Genomic DNA, 20608 nt, shown 5'->3' on the forward strand with positions numbered 1-20608 from the left:
GCGGGCCGGTCCGCGTTCGCCCGATCCAACCCCCACAGGAACAGGCGTCCATGCACAAATCGCCGATTGTACTCGCCATGGCCGTCCTGGCCGCAGGACCGATCGCCGCATCCGCGCAGACGCCGGCGACTTCGAAGGCCGAGGTAATGGCGACCGTGCACCAGTTCGTGGACGCGTTCAACAAAGGCGACACGAAGGTGGTCCTGGCGGCCTGCGCCGATCAGACGTCCATCATCGATGAGTTTCCGCCCCACGAATGGCATGGGGCCGGGGCGTGCGCCCGGTGGTCGAGTGACTACGACACCGACGCCAGGAAGAATGGGATTACCGATGGGGTCGTCACGCTCCGCGACCCGTCGCACGTCGACATCGCCGCCGACCGCGCCTACGTCGTCGTGCCGGCGGACTACTCGTTCAAGAAGAACGGGAAGCCGGTCAAGGAAGTCGGCTCGGTGTTCACGCTCGTCCTGCACAAGGGCCAGGCAGGTTGGAAGTTGACGGGATGGGCGTGGGCCAAGCATTAGGCGCCGCCGCTCGGAGCGCGGAGTAGGGGAGCGCCCGGCTGGCCGTGTTCGCGGGTCATGATTATGATAGGTGCGCCGCGGTTCGCATACGACGCCAGTCGGAGGATGAAGCCATGAATGTCGCCCCACCGGCCAATTCCCAGAGTCCCGCCACGCTTCGCCCTTCGCTGGGATCGGTGGCGGCGCGGATCCTGCTGCACGCCGGGTTTCTGGTCGTGGCCGTGGGGTGCTTGGCGGCGTACGAGCACTTCAAGATCGAGGGACCGTCGAGTGCATCGCTCGTGAGCTTGGTGGCGGCCGCCGGCTTCGCGTTTGCTCCGCTGCGCGACCTGATCCGGGTCGCGTTCGGGGTCGAGGGCAAGGCGTTGCATCTGGTACACGGCGTGGGCGGACTGGCGCTCGTCGCGTTGCCGGTCACCGGCGTCGTTTCCGGCGCGCCGGTGCTGACCCACGCCGCGCTGGCGCCGTTCGCAATCATGGGCGCCGCACAGGCGGTCATGCACCAGAACCATCCGCGCAATGCGAAACAGGCCGCGGCGCTGCAAAGCTTCGCGGCGAGCCTGCCGGAGGTGGCGGTGTTCGCAAACTCGAAGAACCTCGCCTCGCCGGAGGCCGCTAAGCAGGCGGTGGTGGCTCTATCCGACATCGTGGCCAAGGCGCAGGCGCTGGGCGAAACCGAGCTGGAGTCAGATCCCGGTTTCCAGAGCGCGCTGAGCCAGGTGTCGACGCGCTTCGGGGCGAACCTGGGGCTGGACGCAGTCGACCTCGCGCTGGCCAAGCTGGCGGCGAACCCCGCCACGGCCAGCGCGGTACCCAGGCTGCGGGCGCAACTCGCATCGGCGCGCCGGACGATATCGGCCGCCGGGAGCCGTTAGCCGAAGCGAGAAGGGTGGCTCGCGGCGTTCGGCCGCCGGCAGTATGATTCGGCGCCGCAGTAGGCCCCATGCGAACGACGTCGTGAGCGCGGACTGGCCCGACCTGTCTCAATGAGCCCAACGTCCGATTGCCGGACGGGAGATTTCATGAACGCGAATTCGCCGGTACCCGACGGCGCCCCCAAGCGCGCCGAGCCCATGTCCTTCCGTGCCCGCGACCTCGCCGCTTCGCTGACCGTCAACGATCTGGCGAAGAGCCTGGCTTGGTACTGTGACGTCGTAGGCTTCACCGTCGACCAGAAGCATGAGCGCGAGGGGAAGGTACGGGCGGTGTCGTTGAAAGCCGGCGACGTGCGGATCGTGCTCGGTCAGGACGACGGAGCCAAGGGATGGGACCGGGTCAAGGGCGAGGGATTGTCGCTGCGTTTCACGACGGTCCAGAACATCGACGACGTGGCGGCGCGGATCAAACAGCGCGGCGGGACGCTCGAGTCGGAGCCTGCCGACATGCCCTGGGGGGCGCGCGTCTTGCGGCTGCGCGACCCGGACGGGTTCTTGTTGGCGATCTCGTCCGTGGCCGCGACCTGAGCGGGAGTTGGCCCGTTCCACGACGCTTCCCCGCGTCTCCATCGTGATCCCCGCGCGCAACGCCGGCCGCTTTCTGCGCCCGGCGGTGCTCAGCGCGCTCGCCGACGGGTTGGACGGAATCGAGGCCGTAGTCGTGGACGACGGCTCGACCGACGGCAGCCTCGTCGAGATCGCGGACCTGCCGGTGACCGTGGTCTCCGGCCCGCCGCGCGGCGAGGCCGCGGCTCGGAACGCCGGCGTGCGCGCTGCGGCGGCGCGTTTCGTGACGTTTCTCGATGCCGACGACCTCATGGTGCCGGGTAGCCTGGCGCCGCGCACCGCGCTCCTGGAGCGCGAGCCGGAGGTGCTCGCCGTGGGCGGCCTGCCGTCCCGACTCATCGGCGAGGACGGCGCGCTCCTGGCCGATGTCTTCGAGCGCATGGCGGCATCTCTGAGCTTTCCGCTGAACCTCGACATGGGGTTCTACCGCTCGGGGCGCTTCTTCCCGGTCCAGAGCGCGCTCTACGTTTACCGCCGAGAGGTCTTTGACGCGGTCGGCCCCTTCGACGAGGCGCTGCCCGGGGCCGTGGACGCGGACTTCCAGTTCCGCCTGCTCGCGCGCTCCGCGACCCCGCTACTGCGCGTGCCGGTTTTCGACCGGCGTCTGCACGGGACGAACCTCTCGTTCGGCGACGCGCGCACGGGAGCGCTGGCTTTCCGCCCACAGATGCTGGACGCGATCCGGCTGATCAACCGCCGCCACGGCCTGGACGCGGTGGAGGTCGTGCCGTGGGAGTGCGAGTACCTGGGATGAACGATCCGAGGTGTTGCGTCGACGGCTGACGGCTCACAGTTCGCCGCTCTCGATTGCGGTGGGGTGACGGGCCGCCGCCGTCTTGCCCCCTTCCGGTCCCCCCTCCATTTTCTCCCGGTTCAAGAGGGGGAGCCCACACATGCATGCCACACGAATGATCATCGGCGCGACGGCCGCGCTGCTCGTTTCGATTCCGGCCGGCGCGCAACAGCGGGGCCGCGGGCGCGGCGGAGCGCCGGAGGAAGCGGCGCCGACCGAGATGAACCGGTTGCCGGCCGTCGATTCGGTCGTCGTCACGCACCACACCGCCACGATCGGTGGACAGAAGCTCGACTACACGGCGACCGCGGGTACCTACGTGGTTCGCGACGACGCGGGCACGCCCAAGGCGACCTTCTTCTTCGTCGCGTACACCAAGGACGGCGTGGCCAACGTGGCCGACCGTCCGGTGGCGTTCGTCTACAACGGCGGGCCCGGCTCGGCGTCGCTGTTCACGCACATGGGCATGGGGCCGGAGAAAGTCGTGCTCACGCCCGACGGGCACGGCATGCCGGCGCCGTACCGCGTCAAGGACAACGAGGACTCGTTTCTCGACGCCACCGACCTCGTGTTCGTGGACGCGATCTCCACCGGCTTCAGTCGGCCGGCGCCGGGCCAGAACCCGTCGCAGTTCTACGGCGTGGTCCAGGACGCCAATGCGTTCTCGGACTTCATCTACCAGTACATCACGCGCAACGAGCGGTGGGACTCCCCCAAGTTCCTCATCGGCGAGAGCTACGGCACGACACGCTCGGCCGAGCTCTCGGGCGTGCTGCTGCATCGCCACAACATCAATCTGAATGGCATCGTGCTGCTCTCGACCGTCGCCTTCGCGCCGTGGGGCGCCGACGACCGGTCGGAGTTCTTCCTGCCGACGTACGTGACGTCGGCCTGGTTTCACCACCTGCTCGCGCCCGACCTGGAGAAGCTGTCGGTCGATTCCATCGCGCAACTGGCGCGGACCTTCGCTCACGGCGAGTACGCCCAGGCGCTGGAACAGGGCGACGAGTTGCCGCCGGCGCAGGAGCAGAAGGTCGTGGCCGACATGGCGCGCCTCACGGCGCTGTCGCCGGAATACATCAGAGAGTCGGATCTCCGGGTGAGCTCGTTCCGCTGGTTCGCGCAGCTCATGCGCGACAAGCGGGAGATCGTCGGGCGGCTGGACTCGAGGTTCACCGGCTACAACCGGGACGCGGCCGCCGAGCGCCCGGAGTACGACCCGAGCGAGGCGTCGTACCTCGGCGCGTTCACGGCGACGTTCATGGATTACGTGCGGCGCGACCTTCACTGGGACAGCAACGCGTTCTACACGGTGACGGCGAACGTGCGGCCGTGGGATCAGACCGGCGGCACCGAAGTGGCGGAAACGCTGCGCTCGGCGATGACCGAGGAGAGTTCGCTCAAGGTCCTCGTGCTGTGCGGGTATTACGATCTGGCCACGCCGTTCAACGGAATCGAGGAGACGGTGTCGCACATGCAGCTCGAGCCGGCGGTGCGGAAGAACATCAGCTTCGATTACTACGCGTCGGGGCACATGGTGTACATCGATCAGAAGGCACACGACAAGATGCATCACGACGTCGATGCATTCATCAATTCGAATTACGCGCATTGAATCGAGGCGCCACCGACACCTGAGGGCCGTGAGCGGCGGATGCGATCGGTGGGTGCATCCCCGTCAGCGCGTTCAAATATTGGGCAACGAAGACGCGGAGCAGCGACGCGTACGTTTCGTTCTCCTCGGAGTTGACGCAGATGTGGATCGTGGGAGGGGAACGGTCGCGCAGGTCGAGCGGATGCCAGTCCGAGGTTCTGCACGGCCATGACCTCAGGGTTCTGGCCGAGCCGGACCAGGAATTCGTGCCACCCGTTTCTGTTCAGGATGCTCAGACGCTTGCGCGTTGGCCGCGGTCCCGAACGCACAGCGTTTCGCGCCGCATGAACGCCGGCGGGTGGTAGACGTTGCAATCGGTCCTGCCGGAACCCGGCGACGCGATGGCGAGAATCGAGCCGTCGTCGGAGTACGTGAGCACGGGGCCTGTGCCAGCCAGGCATTCCATCCTCGCCTGGGCCCGATCTCGGACGCGCCATCACCGTACTTGCCTCGGCGGCGGCGCCTGGTCAGATTGGCGGCGCACGGCGTTACTCTGAAATCGTGCCGTGCCGGGTCAGGATGCGGTTCGGCCGCGCGCGCGAGGTGCTCGCCAAGTGTTCCAGAAACTCTCCCGCCTGCTGTACCGCGCGATGCGTCACGTCTTGCGCCTTGGCGTGATGGCCGCGGTGATGATGGCCGTCGGCTGGTTGTTGCAGGACGAGCTGACGGCCCAGACGTATTCCTATCTGACGCGCGTGCAAGGCGAGGCGCTCGCGGCGGTTAGAGGCATCAATCCGCTGCAGATCAAGGACCGCTTCGTGTGCGCGATGCGGCCCTCGATCGAGTCGATGAACCGGATGTCCGCCGGCCTGGCCTACCATCCGCCCCTGGCGTCGGACTGCATGTACACGCTGTCGAACATGCCGCGCACATCGGGACACGATTCGCATTCGGATTCGACCGCCAGTTCAGCGGCGGCGCTCCCGCCGCCGGTCGTGCGCCACTGGGCGGACAATTCTTCGCCCATGGTGAGCGCCGTGATCGCGTTCCTCGATACGGGTTGGCATCTGGTGGTTCAGCGGTCGGTGTTCGCAACGGTGTTCGCGCTGTTCGCGTTCGTGCTCGGCGCACTCATCGCCGGCATGCTGATGATGCTGCCGAGGTTCACGTGGCACCCGTACCTCGGTGGGGTGGTGTTCTGTGTCGGCGCGGTCGCCTTCGCTTGCCTCGTGGCGTGGGGCATGCAGATGCTCATGGAGGGCGGCCTCTACCTGTTCGGCAGAGTTACACAGATTGCCGGGCTCTGCTGCGGCGGCGCCGGCATGTCGTATCTCGGCTACAGCTTCTTCATGAAGACCATCGAGGTGAGGGTCCACGAGGGGATCGAGCAGGTCATGCCGCACTGAGCATTCGTCACGACCGACCGACGCCCGGCCATGCGCGCGTTCGGTGTGGCGCGGGCGGTTTGAGGAGCGCGGCGGGAGCAAGAGGAGACCGGCTAGAAATTGCCCTCGCAAATGAATCCTTTGGCATCCGGGCCACACACCGGACGCCAGGTGGGATGGCGAATCGCGAGTACCTGCGAATGCACCAGTTGAAGTTCGCCATTCCAGGATTCCAGAAATACCTCCAGCCAATGGGCTCGTCCCATCCGCTCCCAGTCGTGATAGATCGTACCACTCGGTCGCGGCGACCGACTCCGGTGGATGACGGGAATGGCGAAGCTCACGCGCTGCCACCAGTGGAGCACGTGCTCCTGGTCTCGAAAGATGCGGACGATGCGTCCGTGCACGCGGACTGCCTCGGCGCTTCTCTGCTGCGGCGCGGCGCCGAACCGCCGGATCTGAACGTGAATGGGCGCCTGTGCCCGCGCCTCTTCGTAGGCGTACGGTCCCATCATTCGTCGATCTCTCCCTGGTTACGTGGTGCGCGCCGCACCGTCATCGCGCGCTCACCGCCGCCCTGACGGCCGCCCGGCTCACCTTGCCCGCCGCATTTCGCTCCAGCCGCTCGACGAACCAGATCCGCTTCGGCGCCTTGACCGACCCCAGCTCGCCTTTGACCCAGGCAATCAGTTCGTCGCCGGCAACGGCCATTGCCGGGCGCACGACCACCGCGGCATTCACGGCCTCTCCCCATTTGGGATCTCCCATGCCGAACACCGCGCACTCGGCCACCGCCGGGTGGCGCGCCAATGCGGCTTCGACGTCGGCGGGGAACACCTTGAACCCGCCGCTGTTGATGACCTCGCGCAGCCGTCCGCGAATGAACAGGTACCCCCGGCCGTCGATCATCCCAAGGTCGCCCGTGTGCAGCCACCCGTCCACGATGGTTCGCTCGGTCTCGTCGGGTTGGTCGAGATACCCGTTCATGAGCAACGGACCGGACACCACGATCTCGCCCACGCCGCCCGGCGGCAGCATGGCGCCGTCGGCGCCCATGATGCCGACCGTCGCGACGGACGACGGCCGGCCGACCGACGTGAGATTCTCCTCGATCAGCAGTTCGCGGGCCCGCATCGCCGAGATGATCTGCGGCGCTTCGACCTGCCCATAGGCGGTCTCGATCACCGGCCCGAGCACGCGCTGGCAATCGCGAATGCGCTGCGGCGGCATGGGCGCCGCCGAGTAGATCACGTGGCGGAGCGACCGTAGCGCTGCCCGCGGGACCTCCGCGTGCCCGATCAGCGCATACAGCAGCGTTGGCGGCGCATATATCGTGGTGACGGCGTGCGTCGATATCGCATCGAGCACCGCCTTCGGTTTGGCATCCGCGAGCAGTACGTGGCGGCCGCCGACCTCCAGAATCGGCAGCACGAAGCACGACGCGCCGTGCGTGAGCGGCGCCGCGATGAGATTCACGTCATCACGGCGGAACTCGAAGAAATCCCGGAGCCCGTCCGCCTGGGCGTTGACGCAGCGCAGCGATTGGACCACCGGCTTCGGCGTGCCCGTGCTGCCGCCGCTGAACTTGATGATCTGCGCATCGCCGGCATCGCGACCGACGCGCGCCGGGGCCTGCCCGGCCCACTCCCCCACCAGTTCTCCGATGGTGAGCGGCTTCGCTCGGTGGCCTTCCGATTCGCGACGACCCCCGAATGTTTCTGAATCGCTCCGGGCGATGATCAGCGGTGCCGCGGTCGGTGTGAACCGGTCGACGCACGACGCGTCGGCCACGATGATCGCGGGACGCGTCGCCGCGATCATCGCGTCGAGTTCGGCGCGCCCGTTCCGAGGATTGAGCGGCACCCACACTTTTCCCGCGGCGTACGTGGCGAGCAGGGCCAGCAGGTGCTCGAAGGTATTGCCCGCGCAGATCCCGACGCGGCCGCCCGGCGCGCGATCGATACCCTGGAATGCCGCGGCGAGTGCGTGGACATGGGCCCCGAGTTCGGCGTACGTCACGTCGGCGCCGAGGCGGCCCGCGATGGCGACGGCGTCGGGATTCCTGGCAACGCTGTCGTAGAATCGGTCGATCGGTTGCAGCACTTGCTCCGTTCCCCGGGATGGGATAGTCTCGTGGCATCACGGGTCCCGTGTCAACGCTGTCGCCCCAGGTCAAACGCCCCGCATGAGCTTCCCGATCCTCGGCCTGCACCACGTGACGGCGACGGTCGACGACGCGCAGGCCGATCTCGACTTCGGCCTCGACGCCCTCGGCCTCCGTCTCGTGAAGAAGACGGTGAACTTCGATAATCGCGGTGTCTATCATTTCTACTACGGAGACGAGCGCGGAACGCCCGGGACGCTCTGGACCACCTTCCCCTATAGAACGCGGGGAGTTCCGGCGGGCATCAAGGGCGCCGGCCAGGTGACCGTCACCTCGTTCTCCGTTCCGGCGGGGTCCCTCGACCGCTGGAAGACGCGGCTCCGCGCCCGCGGCTTCACCGTGACCGACGCCCCGCCGCGATTCGGCGAAGAATCGATCATCGTCGCCGATCCGTCAGGACTGTTCATCGAACTCGTCGGCACCGCCGGTGACACGCGCCGTCCGTGGGTCGCCAGCGACATCGACGAGGCGTCCGCCGTGCGCGGCATTCACAGCGTGACGATGACCGTCGGTGATCCCGCGCCGACGCTGGCGTTCATGCGCGACTGGTTCGGCTTCGACGTCACCGAGGAGATGGAGGGACGCCGGCGGGTGTCGGTGAATGGAGTGGGGCCGGGCAGGTCCATCGACGTTCTCACGTCGTCGGACGGCGCGCGCGCCCGGAACGGCGTCGGGACGGTGCACCACGTGGCCATGGCGATCGCCGAATCGGGCGAGCAGCTGCGGCTGCGCGAAGCGCTGATCAGCCGGGGAATCGCGGTCACGCCCGTGATGGACCGGTCGTACTTCCAGTCGATCTACTTCCGGGAGCCCGGGGGCGTGCTGTTGGAGGTGGCGACCACGGCCCCCGGATTCGCGGTCGACGAGCCGGTGGAGCAGTTGGGGCGCGGACTCAAGCTGCCGCCGTGGGAAGAATCCAAGCGCGCCGAGATCGAGGCCGCGCTTCCGCCCGTACGGTACTGAGATGGAACCCCACGCCGCGCACCGCGTCGCCCACGCCGGCCCTGTCCTGGACCGCGCGGAAGCCGTCATGATCATGGTGCACGGCCGGAACGCGGGCCCGAGCGCCATTCTCGCGCTTCGCGCCGTCATCGACCGACCGCGCTTTGCCTGCGTGGCCCCCGCGGCGCCCGGCGGCACCTGGTATCCGTTTGGCTTCATGGCATCGCGGGAAACGAACGAACCCGGCCTGAGTTCCGGGCTCGCCGTCATCGAGTCGCTCGTGGTCGATCTCATGGCACGCGGCTTGCCGTCGCACAAGATCGTGCTGCTCGGCTTTTCGCAGGGAGCCTGCCTGGCGTCCGAGTTCTCGATTCGGCACCCGCGACGCTACGGGGGCGTGCTGGTGCTGAGCGGCGGTCTGATCGGCCCGCCGGGCACGACCTGGGACGACGTCACCACGTCGCTCGACGGCACGCCGGTGTTTCTCGGATGCAGCGACATCGACAGTCACATCCCGATGCAGCGCGTGATCGAGAGCGAGGCCGAGTTCACGCGGCTCGGCGCGCGCGTCACGCGAATACTGTATCCGGGGATGGGCCATCTCGTGAATGACGACGAGATCGTCCACGTGCAGGCGGTGCTGGACGAGGTGCTGCCCACGCCGTGACGACCCGCCATGCCAGCGGCCCACGGGATTCAGGCGAGGCCGCCCCGCTGAGTTTCCGTCGCGATCTCCCGGGAACGCGGGTGGTATTCGCGCCCGGCGCGCTGCGGGAGTTGCGGCCGCAGCTCGCGCACCTGGGCGTCCGCCGCGCGTTCGTCGTGACGACGGGCGGCCGAGCGGCCGGGCTCGCGTCGCCGCGGGACGTGCTGGGCGATGCACTCGTGGAGGTGTTCGGCGGCGCGCGCGAGCACGTGCCGGTGGACACCGTCTCGGAGGCGCTCGGCCGCTTTCGCGCGTCGCGCGCCGACGGGTGCATCGCGATCGGGGGCGGGTCGGCGATCGGACTCGGCAAGGCGATCGCCAGAGCGAGCGGCGCTCCGCTCGTCGCCGTGCCCACGACCTATTCCGGTTCCGAGATGACCTCCATCTGGGGTCAGACCGACGCCGCCGGCAAACGCACCGGCCGAGATCCGGCCGCGAAGCCGCGGCTCGTGATCTACGACGTCGCGCTCACCCTGGGGTTGCCCGCCGACCTGAGCGCGGCCAGCGGCATGAATGCGATGGCGCACGCGGTGGAGGCGATGTACGCCGCCAATGCCACCGATGGCACGCGCGCCATGGCGGAAGAGGCGGTGCACTCCCTGACGGCCGGCCTGCCGGCCGTGGTCGCGATGGGAAGCGAACTCGGGGCGAGGACCCTGGTGCTGGTCGGCGCTCATCTGGCCGGGTGCGCGCTCGACGAGGCGTCGATGGGGCTCCATCATCGGATCTGTCACGTGCTTGGCGGAACGTTCAAGCTGCCGCACGCGCGCACGCACGCGGCCGTGCTGCCCCACGTGGTGGCGTTCAATGCGGAGTCGGCCGCGGAGGCGATGCGGCGGCTGGGCGACGCCATCGGGAACGCGGACGTGGCGGCGGGCCTCGCGGCGCTCAATCGCACGCTGCGCATCGGCGCCACGCTCGGCGAGCTCGGGCTGCGCCGCACGGATGTGGATCGCGCGGCCGACGAGATCGCGGCGGCGCCGTATCCGAACCCCAGGCCCGTCACGCGCGAAGACGTTCGCATGGTGCTGTCGGCCGCACTCTGAGGCCGGCATACGGTCGGTTCGCCGTGCGGGGCGACCGCCAGTAAGATAGATGCCGCACCATCGCGCCCCCGCATTCCGCGTCCCGCGCGGTGACCACCATATGGAGACCCCATGTCCGAGCCGAACGCAGGAACGGGACTTCGCCGCGTACTGCGCCTGTGGGACCTGGTGTTCTTCTATGTGGTGGCGGTGGTGGGAATGCGATGGGTTGCCGTGGCCGCTGCGGCCGGCCCCAGCGCGCTGGTGATCTGGGTGGTGGCCGCCGTGGCGCTCTTCATCCCGCTCGCATTCACGGTGCTCGAACTGTCCTCCCGGTATCCACAGGAGGGCGGGATCTACATCTGGACCAAGCAGGCGTTCGGTGAGTTCACTGGTTTCATGACCGGGTGGACGTATTGGGGCGCCAACCTGACGTATCTGCCCGGGCTCCTCTATTTCGCCGCCAGCAGCGCGCTCTACATTTTCGGCGGTCGCTTCGCGCATCTCCAGAGCAGCGGGGTCTACTTCATGGCCGTGGCGCTCGGCGGGCTGGCGCTGGCGACCTGGCTCAACATCGTGGGCCTGCAGTTCGGCAAATGGCTCGCCAACGTCGGCGCCTTCGCCACCTGGATCCCGATGGCGGTGCTGATCGCGATGGGCCTCTTCGCCGGCTGGAAGTTCGGCTCGGCCACGCCGATCACGGGTGAGAGCCTGATGCCGAGCACCGGCTTGAAGGACATGATCTTCTGGGGCACCATCGCCTTCGGGTTCAGCGGCCTTGAAGCCGGCTCGTTCATGGGCGAGGAGATCGAGAACCCCCGGCGCACGGTGCCCCGCGCCGTCCTCATCGCGGGTGTGATCATCCCCGCCATCTACATTCTCGGTACCCTTGCCATCCTGCTGGCGCTGCCCCGCGGACAGATCACGGGGCTCCAGGGCATCATGGACGCCATCGTGCGCACTGGCGACCGGGTGGGCGTCACGGGATTGGGGCCGATCGCGTCGGTCCTGATCGTGGTCAGTACGCTTGGCGGCGTGGGCGTCTGGCTTTCGGCTCCGGCCCGGCTTCCATTCGTAGCCGGCATCGACAACTATCTGCCTCGTGCGTTCGGCCGGCTGCATCCCCGCTTCGGCACGCCGTACGTGGCGCTGCTGCTCCAGGCCGGCGTCGCCGCCGTCTGCGCCATCCTGGGGCAGGCGGGAGAGACGCCCAAGAAGGCCTATGAGATCCTCGTCAGTCTCGGAATCATCTCCTACTTTCTGCCCTACCTGACCATGTTCGCGGCCATGATCCGGCTTCAGCGCGAACCCGCCGGTTCCGAAGTGATGCGCGTGCCGGGCGGCAAGTCCATGGCGATCCTGTTCGGGGCGCTGGGGTTCACGACCTCGGCGGTCTCGATCGTGCTGGCCGCGATCCCGCCGGCCGGCGAACCCCATCCCGGCCGATACGTGTTCAAGGTGGTCGGGTTGAGCGCTCTGCTCGTGGTCGCCGGCGCGGTGACGTATGCCGCGGGGAGTCGCAAGCGAGCGCGCGCGATGCTCGAGCGAGAACGTACGCCGTGATGTTCACAACAGGAGACCGCTTCATGCTTCGTTCGTTCAGACCACTCGCGCGTTCCGCGTGGATCGCCGCCGCGTTCGTCACACTCGTTTCGGCGCGCGGCGAGGCGCAGGGCATCGACAGGCTGCCCGCCGATCTCTCGGCCAGAGTCCGGGCCACCGTCGCCGATGTGATCGGCAGGACCCAGGTGCCGAGCGCCGAGGTGGGGATCGTGCAGAACGGGCGAATCGTGTACGTGGCCGCGTTCGGCCACGCCCGGTTGTCGCCCCCGCTGCCCGCTTCACCCGACATGCACTACGCCATCGGATCGATCAGCAAGCAGTTCACGACGGCCGCCGTGCTGCTGCTTGCCCAGGAGGGCAGGCTGACGCTGGACGATCCCGTCGCGAAGTACTTTCCGGAGCTGACCCGCGCCAGCGACGTGACCATACGCAATCTGTTATCGCATACGTCGGGTTACGAGGATTACGCCCCGCAGGACTACACCATTCCGGCGTGGACGAAGCCGACGACGGCCGAAGCCATTGTGCACGAATGGGCCACCAAGCCGCTCGACTTCGCGCCCGGCACGCAGTACCAGTACAGCAATACGAATTTCAATATCATCGGGCTGATCGTCGAGAAGGCGAGCGGCCAGCCGTTCTGGAGCTTCCTCAAGTCACGGGTGCTCGATCCGCTGGGGTTGACCCATACGATCGATCTCGATACGCAGCGCGATCAGCTCGAGCCAACCGGGTACTTCCGCCACGCGCTCGGTCCACTCCGGCCGGCCCTGATGGAAGCGCCGGGCTGGTATTTCGCCGACGGGGAGATGGCGATGCCGGTGGGCGACCTCCTGCAGTGGGACATCTCGTTGATGAACCAATCGCTGCTGGCGCCTGCCTCGTATGCTGCCATGGAGACCCGCACCAGACTGAAGAATGGTCAGGAGATCGCGTATGGGCTCGGTCTGAGCGTCGGGGTCCTCGACGGGCACCGCATGGTGACGCACGGCGGTGAGGTGGGCGGCTTCGTGGCGTCGAACACCGTGTTTCCCGACGACAAGACCGCGGTGGCCGTGCTGACCAATCAGGAGGCGAGCCCCGCCGCCGGCGCGATCGGCCGCGCGATCTCGGCGCTGCTGCTCGGCCCGGCGCCGGCGTCCGACGAGACCGCGAAGGCCGAAGCCCTGGCCCGCCAGGTGCTTGCCGGGCTGCAGAAGGGTACGATCGACCGCGCGCTGTTCACGGCCAACGCCAACTTCTATTTCGACAGCACCGCGATCGACGACTACGCCTCGAGCCTGTCGCCATTGGGCGCGATCAAGACGCTGCGGCAGACGTCGATGTCGCTCCGTGGCGGGATGACGTATCGCGCGTTCGCGGTGGAGTTCGCCGGCGGCGCCAAGGTCATGATCTCGACCTACACGACGGGCGACGGGAAGTTCGAGCAGTTCCTGGTGGAACCGGCGGGGTGAACGCGTGCTGTCGAGAGGGGGGGAACCGGGCCGCTTCCGGAAGGCAGGGGCGGGGTCTGGCGGTGGGGGGCGGCCAAGGGTACTGTAGTCGTTCCAACCTCTTCCCCCAGGAGGCCGTCCCATGCCGCAGTATGTGATCGAGCGCAACATCCCCGGTGCCGGCAAGCTCACGCCCGCCGAACTCAAGGCCATCTCGCAGAAGTCGTGCGGCGTGCTGGACCAGCTCGGTACCAAGATCCAGTGGGTGCACAGCTACGTCACCGCGGACCAGATCCTCTGCATCTACCGCGCGCCCAACGAGCAGATGGTGCGGGAGCATGCCCGCCTCGGGGGGTTCCCCGCCGACAAGGTGTCGGAGATCAAGACGATCATCAATCCGACCACAGCGGAGTAGCATGCCGGGTGGTGCCCAATGGCCATCCGTCCCCCCGCCACGGCCAGACAATGGCCGAGGAGACGACCATGAGTGTCGCAGAGTCGTTCGGCCAATCAGGGTTCGCTCAGTTCATCAACAGCTCCGCAGGTCGCATCCTGCGCCTGGTCGTGGGTGTCGCCCTGATCTACTGGGGGTACATGCAGCGCGGCACCCAGGCCGGGACGGTCTTCATGGTGATCGGACTCGTTCCGCTGTCGGCCGGGCTCTTCAACTGGTGCTATATCAGCGCTCTGCTGGGCGGCCCCCTCAGCGGCGCCCGCATCCCGAAGCGCAAGCCGTAGTCCCGGCGGTGCGAACACGGCCCCGAGATGCTCGGGGCCGTGTTCGCGCATGCGACGTGGCGGTGACCAGGGAACGCGCAGGTCGCGCGACGATGCTCAGGGCTTTCGTTCGTTGGCCGTCGGGAACGGCGCCACCCGGTCGGCCCCGTACTTCGGATCGGCGTACTCACTCGCCCAGAAATCCGGCGGACCTTCGCTGTCGGCCACCTTGTTGACCACCGGCTTGAGGCCGCGTTTGAGATACGCCACGATGTCCCACAGATCCTGTTCGGGTATATAGCGCCAAGTGGTCCAGGGCATGGGCGGGGCGAGATAATGCGGATGTTCCGGGAAGTTGCCCTTGCCCGGTATCGTCGATGTGATTTCGACGTCCGGCGTGTCTTCAGGCCGCAGGCCGAAACGCAAGGCGTTGAAGATCTGGCGCTCCGTGAAGCGACCCAGGCCCGTGGCGTCGTCCGGCGTGAGATTGCGCGGCCGCGTAGTGAAGCAGGGCTGGGCGCCAGGCGTCACGTAACAGGGGCCTATCTTGAACTCCATGTCTGGGCTCGTCACGCCGGCGAGCCAGCCGCGCGCGGCCGGATTGCCGAAGCCGCCATGACAGCCGCCGCAGTCGTGCTGGATGGCCAGCGCCCGGCCGCGGAGCACGTTTCCTCTGGGCGGAGCCCAGGCGGTGTCGTGGGCGTGAGGTAAGCCGGCGGGTGAGCGGGTCCAAGCGGCGATCACAATGACGAGAATGAGTACCGACCCCAAGAGTCCCGCCAATCGTGATGTGGCGCGTCCAAAGTATCTCATGCGCTACCTCCCTGTGGGTGTGACCGCGAGAATCCCCATCATGCCATGGTCCTCATGGGTGAGGATGTGGCAGTGGTACATCCATTTGCCCGGGTAGTCATCGAAGCGCACGATGATCCGCACCCTTTCGTGTTTCGGCACGTTGACCATGTCCTTCCAGGCGCGGAACGGTTCGGGGACCCCATTCCGATCGAGCACCTGGAACTGGAAACCGTGCAGGTGGAAGGGGTGGTCCATCCCTACCACGTTCTCGATCTGCCAGATCTCGGTGGCCCCGAGCCGTGCGTGCTCGTCCACTCGGTGCATGTCCATCATTCTGCCGTTGATGAGTCCCTGACTGAGTACGATGACGCGTCTGACCGTGACTTTCGTCGTGTCGAGTGCCGGAATGGCGCGCAGGCGGGTGGGCAGCACGACCGGCTCGACCGGCGCCTCACCGGTGTATTGCAGCGTGAGCAGATCGCGCGGAACGTTCCAGTCCGCGGGCCGCGTCTGCGGTACGTAGCGATCGTAGGGCATGGTGCGCAGCACGGCGCGGCTGCCTGGAGCTCCCGTGGCACGCACCAGGAGTTCGACACGCTCGCCCGGCGCCAACATCATTTCGCTGACCGGGACGGGGCGCTCGAACAGGCCGCCGTCGGTGCCCACCTGCAGAAACTCGTGACCGGTGAGCGCGAGGCGATATTCGCGCGCGGCCGACGCGTTGACGACTCGCCACCGCTGGACCTCGCCGCTCCGAATCGAGATCGTCGGCATGATCTGGCCGTTGACGAAGAGGACAGGCCCTTCGCGCCCGTTCTCCTCGTCGATCTCCCCCTGCGGCGAATCAGGCGGTGGAAGGTCGAGGTTGCCGCCGGGTAGGAACCGGTTGTCCGAGAGCACGAGGAGCTTCTCGGGGATCGCGGCGAGCGGATCGCCGGCGGCGCGAATGATGATCGCGCCGTACAGCCCCTTGGCCACCTGATATCCGGCGTCACGGTCCGGATGCGGGTGATACCAATACGTGCCCGCCGAGCCTGGGAGGACATCGAAGATGTAGTCGAACGTCCCACCCGGTTTGACGGGTTCGAGCGGACTTCCATCCATGGCGGCCGGAATGTGTAACCCGTGCCAGTGGATGGTGGTCGCTTCGGGAAGGTCGTTGTGAAAGTGGATCACCACGTGGTCGCCTTCGCGAAACTCCAGCGTGGGACCGGGCACCTGGCCGTTGTAGGCGAAGACGTCAGTGGACTCGCCGGGCACCAGCGACAGCCGTGAGGGTGCGGCCGTCAGCGTCAGCTCGACGACGCGCGCCGTGGGGCGGGCGTGACCGGACGCGACGACGAACGCCGCCGACGAGGCAACCAACGCGGACAACGATGTGAGTTTTGCCAGGCGCAACTTTGACGCCAGGGATTGGGGGTGGGAGAACATTCAACGGAACGGTCGCGGGCACAAGGGCGGACGCGGGCCCTGTCCCCGGGTGCCTGGGCCGCCGTGCATTCCATGGCGAGGGCGGCGGGCATGCTCAGGGCGGCCTGGTTCTGGCGCTGCTCGGCCGACGGGGCCACGTTTCGCGGCGGCGCCAGCCCTCCAGGGTGCATTCATGACCACCGGTGACCGTATTGCCGGAATCGAATACGCGATTCTCGAAGCCCGTGAACTCGGCGCGATGGCCGGCCTTCTCGCCGAGGCGTTCAGCGGTCATGAGCCGCCGGCGGTTGCTGTTGGCCTGTCGGCGCTCGAGATCGAGGGGGTCGTGAGGACGTTCGGTGACAAAGCGGTCGGCGAGCGGCTCAGTCTGGTCGCGCGAGTCGCGTCCACAGGCACGCTCGCGGGGGCACTCCTCGGTGAGGACTTCGGCACGCCTCCGCCCGCGGGCCTGGACGACGTGTCTCCGCGCTTCGCCCCGATCAGGGCGCTGCTCGATGGTCTCGATGAACGGTACCGAGCATCGCGAGACATTCTTCCTGGAGCGTACGCGCATCTCTTCATGGTTGGCGTGGCGCAGGACTACGCCGGGCAAGGGATCGCGCAGCAACTCGTCACCCGGTGCCTCGCGAACGCGAGGGCGCGCGGCTATCGCGTTGCAGTCACCGAAGCGACCGGAACGACGTCCCAGCACGTATTCCGCAAGCTGGGCTTTCGTGAGGTTCTCGCCACCCGCTACCAGGACTTTCGCTTCCGCGGACGACGAGTCTTCTCGTCGATCGTCGGCCCGGATGCGACCGTCCTCATGGAACGAGCGCTGTGACGCCACTCGCTCGTGTCGGTGCGGGCTTCCGTGGTGCTGCGGTCGCGGCCTGCGCAACGAGAGCGAGTGAAGCGAGGAACATGGCACGGCGCATAACGACCTCGGCGTGGCGTGACCGGGAAGACCATATCCCTTTCCGGGATTCGCGGCGACGGCGGGGGGGCCGTGCCGATCGGCCATCCTTCAGGCGACCCTGACCGGTGGCCGGGGACTTGTGCTAACTTGGACCCATGCTCACCTATACCGTGGCTCGCGACACGCTGATCGAATTCCTGCGAGCGGACGCCAAGGCGCACGCCGCGGGCCGCTACGACGAGATCGGGCGGCGCTTCGATCGCTTGGAGCACCAGTTCCCCACCGGCAACGCGCCGGAGTTGGGCCGGCTGCACATCGCGCTCGCCTTCTGGGACGGCTGGATCGACGCCCGCAACAACGGGTGGCCGCGCGGCCCGATCGCGCTCGATGCCTGGCCGGGGCTGGCCGAACAGGTGGCCGACGACCTCGCCCACGATCGCGAGATCTCGTCGCCCCTCGTGCTCGACCGCTTCGACCTCGTGGCCCATCCCAACCTGAACGAGCGCGTGCAGACGCTCGCCGCGCGGCTCCGGCAGCGAGAGACACCGCTCGCCGCCGGCTGACCGGCGCTCGCATGATATCTGCCCGAGAAGCCCTCGCCCGACTGCAGGAGGGCAACCGCCGATTCGTGTCCCGCATCGGGACGCACCAGCCCGCGCTTCAGGACTCGCGGCCCTTCGAACTGGCCATGGAGCAGCAGCCGTTCGCCATCGTCCTCGGATGCTCGGACGCGCGCGTGCCCGCCGAGATCGTGTTCGATCAGGGATTGGGCGACCTGTTCGTGATCCGCGTGGCCGGCAACATCGTGGCGCCGTCGCAGATCGGGAGCGTGGAGTTCGCGGCTTCGCGGTTCGGCACACCGCTGGTGGTGGTGCTCGGCCATTCGCAGTGCGGCGCGGTGCTGGCGACGATCGAAGAGTTGCAGCGGCCCGCCGAGACCCAGTCGCGGCATCTGCGCTCGATCGTCGATCGGGTGCGTCCGTCGGTGGAGGGGTTGCTGCGCACCGAACTGCGCCACGACATGGAGGCGCTGGTGCGTCACGCGGTGCGCGCCAACGTGAGCCTGGCGGCCAGCCACCTGCGCTACGGGTCCGAGGTGCTCGAACAGTTGATTCAGGACGACCGCCTCCGCGTGGTGGGCGCCGAGTATTCGCTGGAAACCGGCGTGGTCGAGTTCTTCGATGGCGTGAACCTGGACTGACGGCGCGCTCGGCTCTGGCGGGACGGGGCGCAACGGGAACACCGTGCGCCAACTCGCGGCGCTGGCCGGGGTGGCCCGAGCCGCCGTACATTCAGCCCCGACCCGCACCGGCTGTTCCGCCCTCACCCGGAAGCGCCATGAATACCCGCCGCCAGTTTCTGATCCAGGCTCCCATCGGTCTGCTCGGCGTGCTCGCCGCGTGTCGCGGCGACGAACCGAAGCCCGGCACGCAGACCACGACGCCGGGTGCGCCCCCGGCGTTCAACACGGCGCCCGCCGCGGGGCCCGAAGTGTCGCCTGCCACGTTCGCCGAGGCGGAGAAGCTCGTGCAGGTGCAGTTGACCGATGCGCAGCGCACGATGGCGGCGAAGAGCTGGCGCACCTCGATGGCCGGTGTGCTCGAACGCCGCACCGGTCCGCGGAAGATCGCCCTCGAACCGGAACTCGCACCGGCCACGGTCTGGAATCCCATTTTGCCGGGCCAGACGCCGGGCCCCGCGCGCGACCGATTCGCGCGCAGTGCCGGCGATCCGGGGCCGCTACCCTCGAACGACGAGGATATCGCGTTCGCACCGGTCACCAGGCTCTCCCGGTGGATCGAGACGCGGAAACTCACCTCCGAGCGCCTCACGCGCATCTACCTGGACCGCATCAAGCGGCTCAATCCGAAGATCAACTGCATCATCACGCTCACCGACGAGCACGCGCTGGCGCAGGCGAAGCAGGCCGACCGGGAGATCGCCGCCGGCAAGTACCGCGGGCCGCTGCATGGCATCCCGTTCGGCGTGAAGGACCTGCTCGACACCGCGGGCATCGCCACGACGTACGGCGCCGAGCCGTTCCGCAATCGGGTGCCCACGGCCGACTCCGCCGTCGTGAAGCGGCTGGACGACGCGGGCGCCGTGCTGGTCGCCAAGCTCAGCATGGGCGCGCTGGCGCTCAACGACATCTGGTTCGGCGGCCAGACCATGAATCCGTGGCTGCTGCAGGAGGGCGCTTCGGGATCGAGCGCCGGGCCCGGCGCCGCGACCGCGGCCGGCCTGGTGGGCTTCGCGATCGGCAGCGAGACGCAGGGCAGCATCATCAGTCCGAGCATGCGGTGCGGGGTGACGGGGCTCCGCCCCACGTACGGTCGGGTGCCGCGCACCGGCGCGATGACGCTCTGCTGGACGCTCGACAAGCTGGGCCCGATGGCCCGCTCGGTGGAGGACACGATGCTCGTGCTGCGGGCGATCTCGGGGCCGGATGCCGGCGACGTGGCCAGCCTGCCCAGCCGTCTGGATTACGACGCGAGCGCGCCGGTGAAGGGGCTGCGCGTGGGCTACTTCCCGGCGTGGATGAAGGAAGCACCGGCCACCGACGTGGACCGGGCCGCGCTGGACCTCGTGGGCGAACTCGGCATGGTGGCCACCCCGGTCGCGATCCCCGACTGGCCATACGACTCTCTGAATGTCATGCTGTTCGCCGAGGCCGCGGCGGCGTTCGAGGAGCTGACGCTGAGCGGACAGGCCGACCAGATGAAGATGCAGGTGCCCGACGCCTGGCCCAATGTGTTCCGCGAGGCGCGCTTTCTCTCGGCGGTGGACTTCGTGCAGGGCGATCGCCTGCGGCGCAAAGTGGCCGACGAGATGGCGCGCGTGATGGCCCAGGTGGACCTGTTGCTCGTGCCATCGCTGCGCGACGAGATGCTCGTGGTCTCGAACAACACCGGGCACCCGTCGCTCACGCTGCGCACCGGGTTCGTGCAGGTCTCGGAGGCGCGCAGCGACTGGGCGCCCGATCCGGCGCACCCACTGCCGAAATTCTCGCCCCCGCGGCGCGTGCCGCACGGCGTGACGCTCGTGGGCCGGTTGTTCGACGAGGGCACGGTCGCGCGCGCGGGATTGGCCCTCGAGCGCAAGGCCAACGTGGCGGGCGAGCGGCCGCCGGGGTTCTGAC

21 protein-coding genes are annotated in these 20608 nt (G+C 67.9%); 17 read left to right on the forward strand and 4 right to left on the reverse strand.

The genetic code is table 11. The features are described 5' to 3' along the window. Positions 1 to 50 precede the first annotated feature (50 nt). The 6 genes from VNF92_00980 (at position 51) to VNF92_01005 (ending at position 5819) form a co-directional block, all read left to right on the forward strand. Positions 51 to 524: a nuclear transport factor 2 family protein gene (locus VNF92_00980; GenBank protein ID HVA56435.1), complete on the forward strand. Its 474-nt coding sequence runs from the start codon at positions 51 to 53 to the stop codon at positions 522 to 524. Between the two features lie 176 nt (positions 525 to 700). Continuing rightward, on the forward strand, positions 701 to 1399 hold the full coding sequence (locus VNF92_00985; GenBank protein HVA56436.1) for a hypothetical protein: 699 nt from the start codon (positions 701 to 703) through the stop codon (positions 1397 to 1399). A gap of 147 nt (positions 1400 to 1546) precedes the next feature. After that, on the forward strand, positions 1547 to 1987 hold the full coding sequence (locus VNF92_00990) for a VOC family protein (GenBank protein ID HVA56437.1): 441 nt from the start codon (positions 1547 to 1549) through the stop codon (positions 1985 to 1987). Positions 1988 to 1994: 7 nt separating this feature from the next. After that, entirely contained in the window at positions 1995 to 2780 is a 786-nt protein-coding gene (locus VNF92_00995; GenBank protein HVA56438.1) for a glycosyltransferase, read from the forward strand. A 139-nt stretch (positions 2781 to 2919) separates the two neighbouring features. Further along, entirely contained in the window at positions 2920 to 4434 is a 1515-nt protein-coding gene (locus VNF92_01000) for a hypothetical protein (GenBank protein HVA56439.1), read from the forward strand. A 593-nt stretch (positions 4435 to 5027) separates the two neighbouring features. Further along, positions 5028 to 5819 (forward strand): hypothetical protein, encoded by a 792-nt coding sequence (locus VNF92_01005; protein HVA56440.1) that lies wholly within the window; start codon positions 5028 to 5030, stop codon positions 5817 to 5819. Positions 5820 to 5911: 92 nt separating this feature from the next. On the opposite strand, the gene VNF92_01010 is transcribed toward VNF92_01005, so the two are convergent. Next, the gene (locus VNF92_01010; protein ID HVA56441.1) at positions 5912 to 6313 is read right to left on the reverse strand and encodes a hypothetical protein; all 402 of its coding nucleotides are present in this window, start codon (positions 6311 to 6313) and stop codon (positions 5912 to 5914) included. 40 nt (positions 6314 to 6353) lie between these two features. Beyond that, a complete protein-coding gene (locus tag VNF92_01015) occupies positions 6354 to 7901 on the reverse strand; it encodes an AMP-binding protein (protein ID HVA56442.1) in 1548 nt (515 codons plus the stop codon). An 82-nt stretch (positions 7902 to 7983) separates the two neighbouring features. Between VNF92_01015 and VNF92_01020 the strand changes: the two genes are divergently transcribed. From VNF92_01020 to VNF92_01050, 7 genes are all read left to right on the forward strand, one after another. Further along, entirely contained in the window at positions 7984 to 8925 is a 942-nt protein-coding gene (locus tag VNF92_01020) for a ring-cleaving dioxygenase (protein HVA56443.1), read from the forward strand. 1 nt (position 8926) lies between these two features. After that, complete coding sequence (locus tag VNF92_01025; protein ID HVA56444.1) at positions 8927 to 9571, forward strand: hypothetical protein; 645 nt, start codon at positions 8927 to 8929, stop codon at positions 9569 to 9571. 80 nt (positions 9572 to 9651) lie between these two features. Next, positions 9652 to 10656 (forward strand): maleylacetate reductase, encoded by a 1005-nt coding sequence (locus VNF92_01030; GenBank protein HVA56445.1) that lies wholly within the window; start codon positions 9652 to 9654, stop codon positions 10654 to 10656. A 111-nt stretch (positions 10657 to 10767) separates the two neighbouring features. Next, positions 10768 to 12198: an APC family permease gene (locus VNF92_01035; GenBank protein HVA56446.1), complete on the forward strand. Its 1431-nt coding sequence runs from the start codon at positions 10768 to 10770 to the stop codon at positions 12196 to 12198. Positions 12199 to 12221: 23 nt separating this feature from the next. Continuing rightward, a complete protein-coding gene (locus VNF92_01040) occupies positions 12222 to 13652 on the forward strand; it encodes a serine hydrolase domain-containing protein (protein ID HVA56447.1) in 1431 nt (476 codons plus the stop codon). Positions 13653 to 13773: 121 nt separating this feature from the next. Continuing rightward, complete coding sequence (locus VNF92_01045; protein ID HVA56448.1) at positions 13774 to 14046, forward strand: DUF4242 domain-containing protein; 273 nt, start codon at positions 13774 to 13776, stop codon at positions 14044 to 14046. 68 nt (positions 14047 to 14114) lie between these two features. After that, entirely contained in the window at positions 14115 to 14369 is a 255-nt protein-coding gene (locus VNF92_01050; protein HVA56449.1) for a DUF2892 domain-containing protein, read from the forward strand. Between the two features lie 96 nt (positions 14370 to 14465). Here the strand turns inward: VNF92_01050 and VNF92_01055 are convergent, their stop codons facing one another. Together VNF92_01055 and VNF92_01060 are read right to left on the reverse strand one after the other, a co-directional pair. Continuing rightward, positions 14466 to 15014 (reverse strand): hypothetical protein, encoded by a 549-nt coding sequence (locus VNF92_01055; protein ID HVA56450.1) that lies wholly within the window; start codon positions 15012 to 15014, stop codon positions 14466 to 14468. Positions 15015 to 15164: 150 nt separating this feature from the next. Continuing rightward, on the reverse strand, positions 15165 to 16517 hold the full coding sequence (locus VNF92_01060; GenBank protein HVA56451.1) for a multicopper oxidase family protein: 1353 nt from the start codon (positions 16515 to 16517) through the stop codon (positions 15165 to 15167). 229 nt (positions 16518 to 16746) lie between these two features. Here VNF92_01060 and VNF92_01065 point away from each other — a divergent pair, with 229 nt between their 5' ends. The 4 genes from VNF92_01065 to VNF92_01080 all read left to right on the forward strand — a co-directional run bounded on the left by VNF92_01065 (position 16747) and on the right by VNF92_01080 (position 20607). Beyond that, positions 16747 to 17394: a GNAT family N-acetyltransferase gene (locus VNF92_01065; GenBank protein HVA56452.1), complete on the forward strand. Its 648-nt coding sequence runs from the start codon at positions 16747 to 16749 to the stop codon at positions 17392 to 17394. 230 nt (positions 17395 to 17624) lie between these two features. After that, on the forward strand, positions 17625 to 18032 hold the full coding sequence (locus VNF92_01070) for a hypothetical protein (protein ID HVA56453.1): 408 nt from the start codon (positions 17625 to 17627) through the stop codon (positions 18030 to 18032). 11 nt (positions 18033 to 18043) lie between these two features. Then, complete coding sequence (locus VNF92_01075; protein HVA56454.1) at positions 18044 to 18670, forward strand: carbonic anhydrase; 627 nt, start codon at positions 18044 to 18046, stop codon at positions 18668 to 18670. Between the two features lie 137 nt (positions 18671 to 18807). Further along, the gene (locus tag VNF92_01080) at positions 18808 to 20607 is read left to right on the forward strand and encodes an amidase family protein (GenBank protein HVA56455.1); all 1800 of its coding nucleotides are present in this window, start codon (positions 18808 to 18810) and stop codon (positions 20605 to 20607) included. Position 20608 lies beyond the last annotated feature (1 nt).

Source organism: Gemmatimonadaceae bacterium (assembly GCA_035533015.1).
Lineage (GTDB): Bacteria > Gemmatimonadota > Gemmatimonadetes > Gemmatimonadales > Gemmatimonadaceae > JAGWRI01.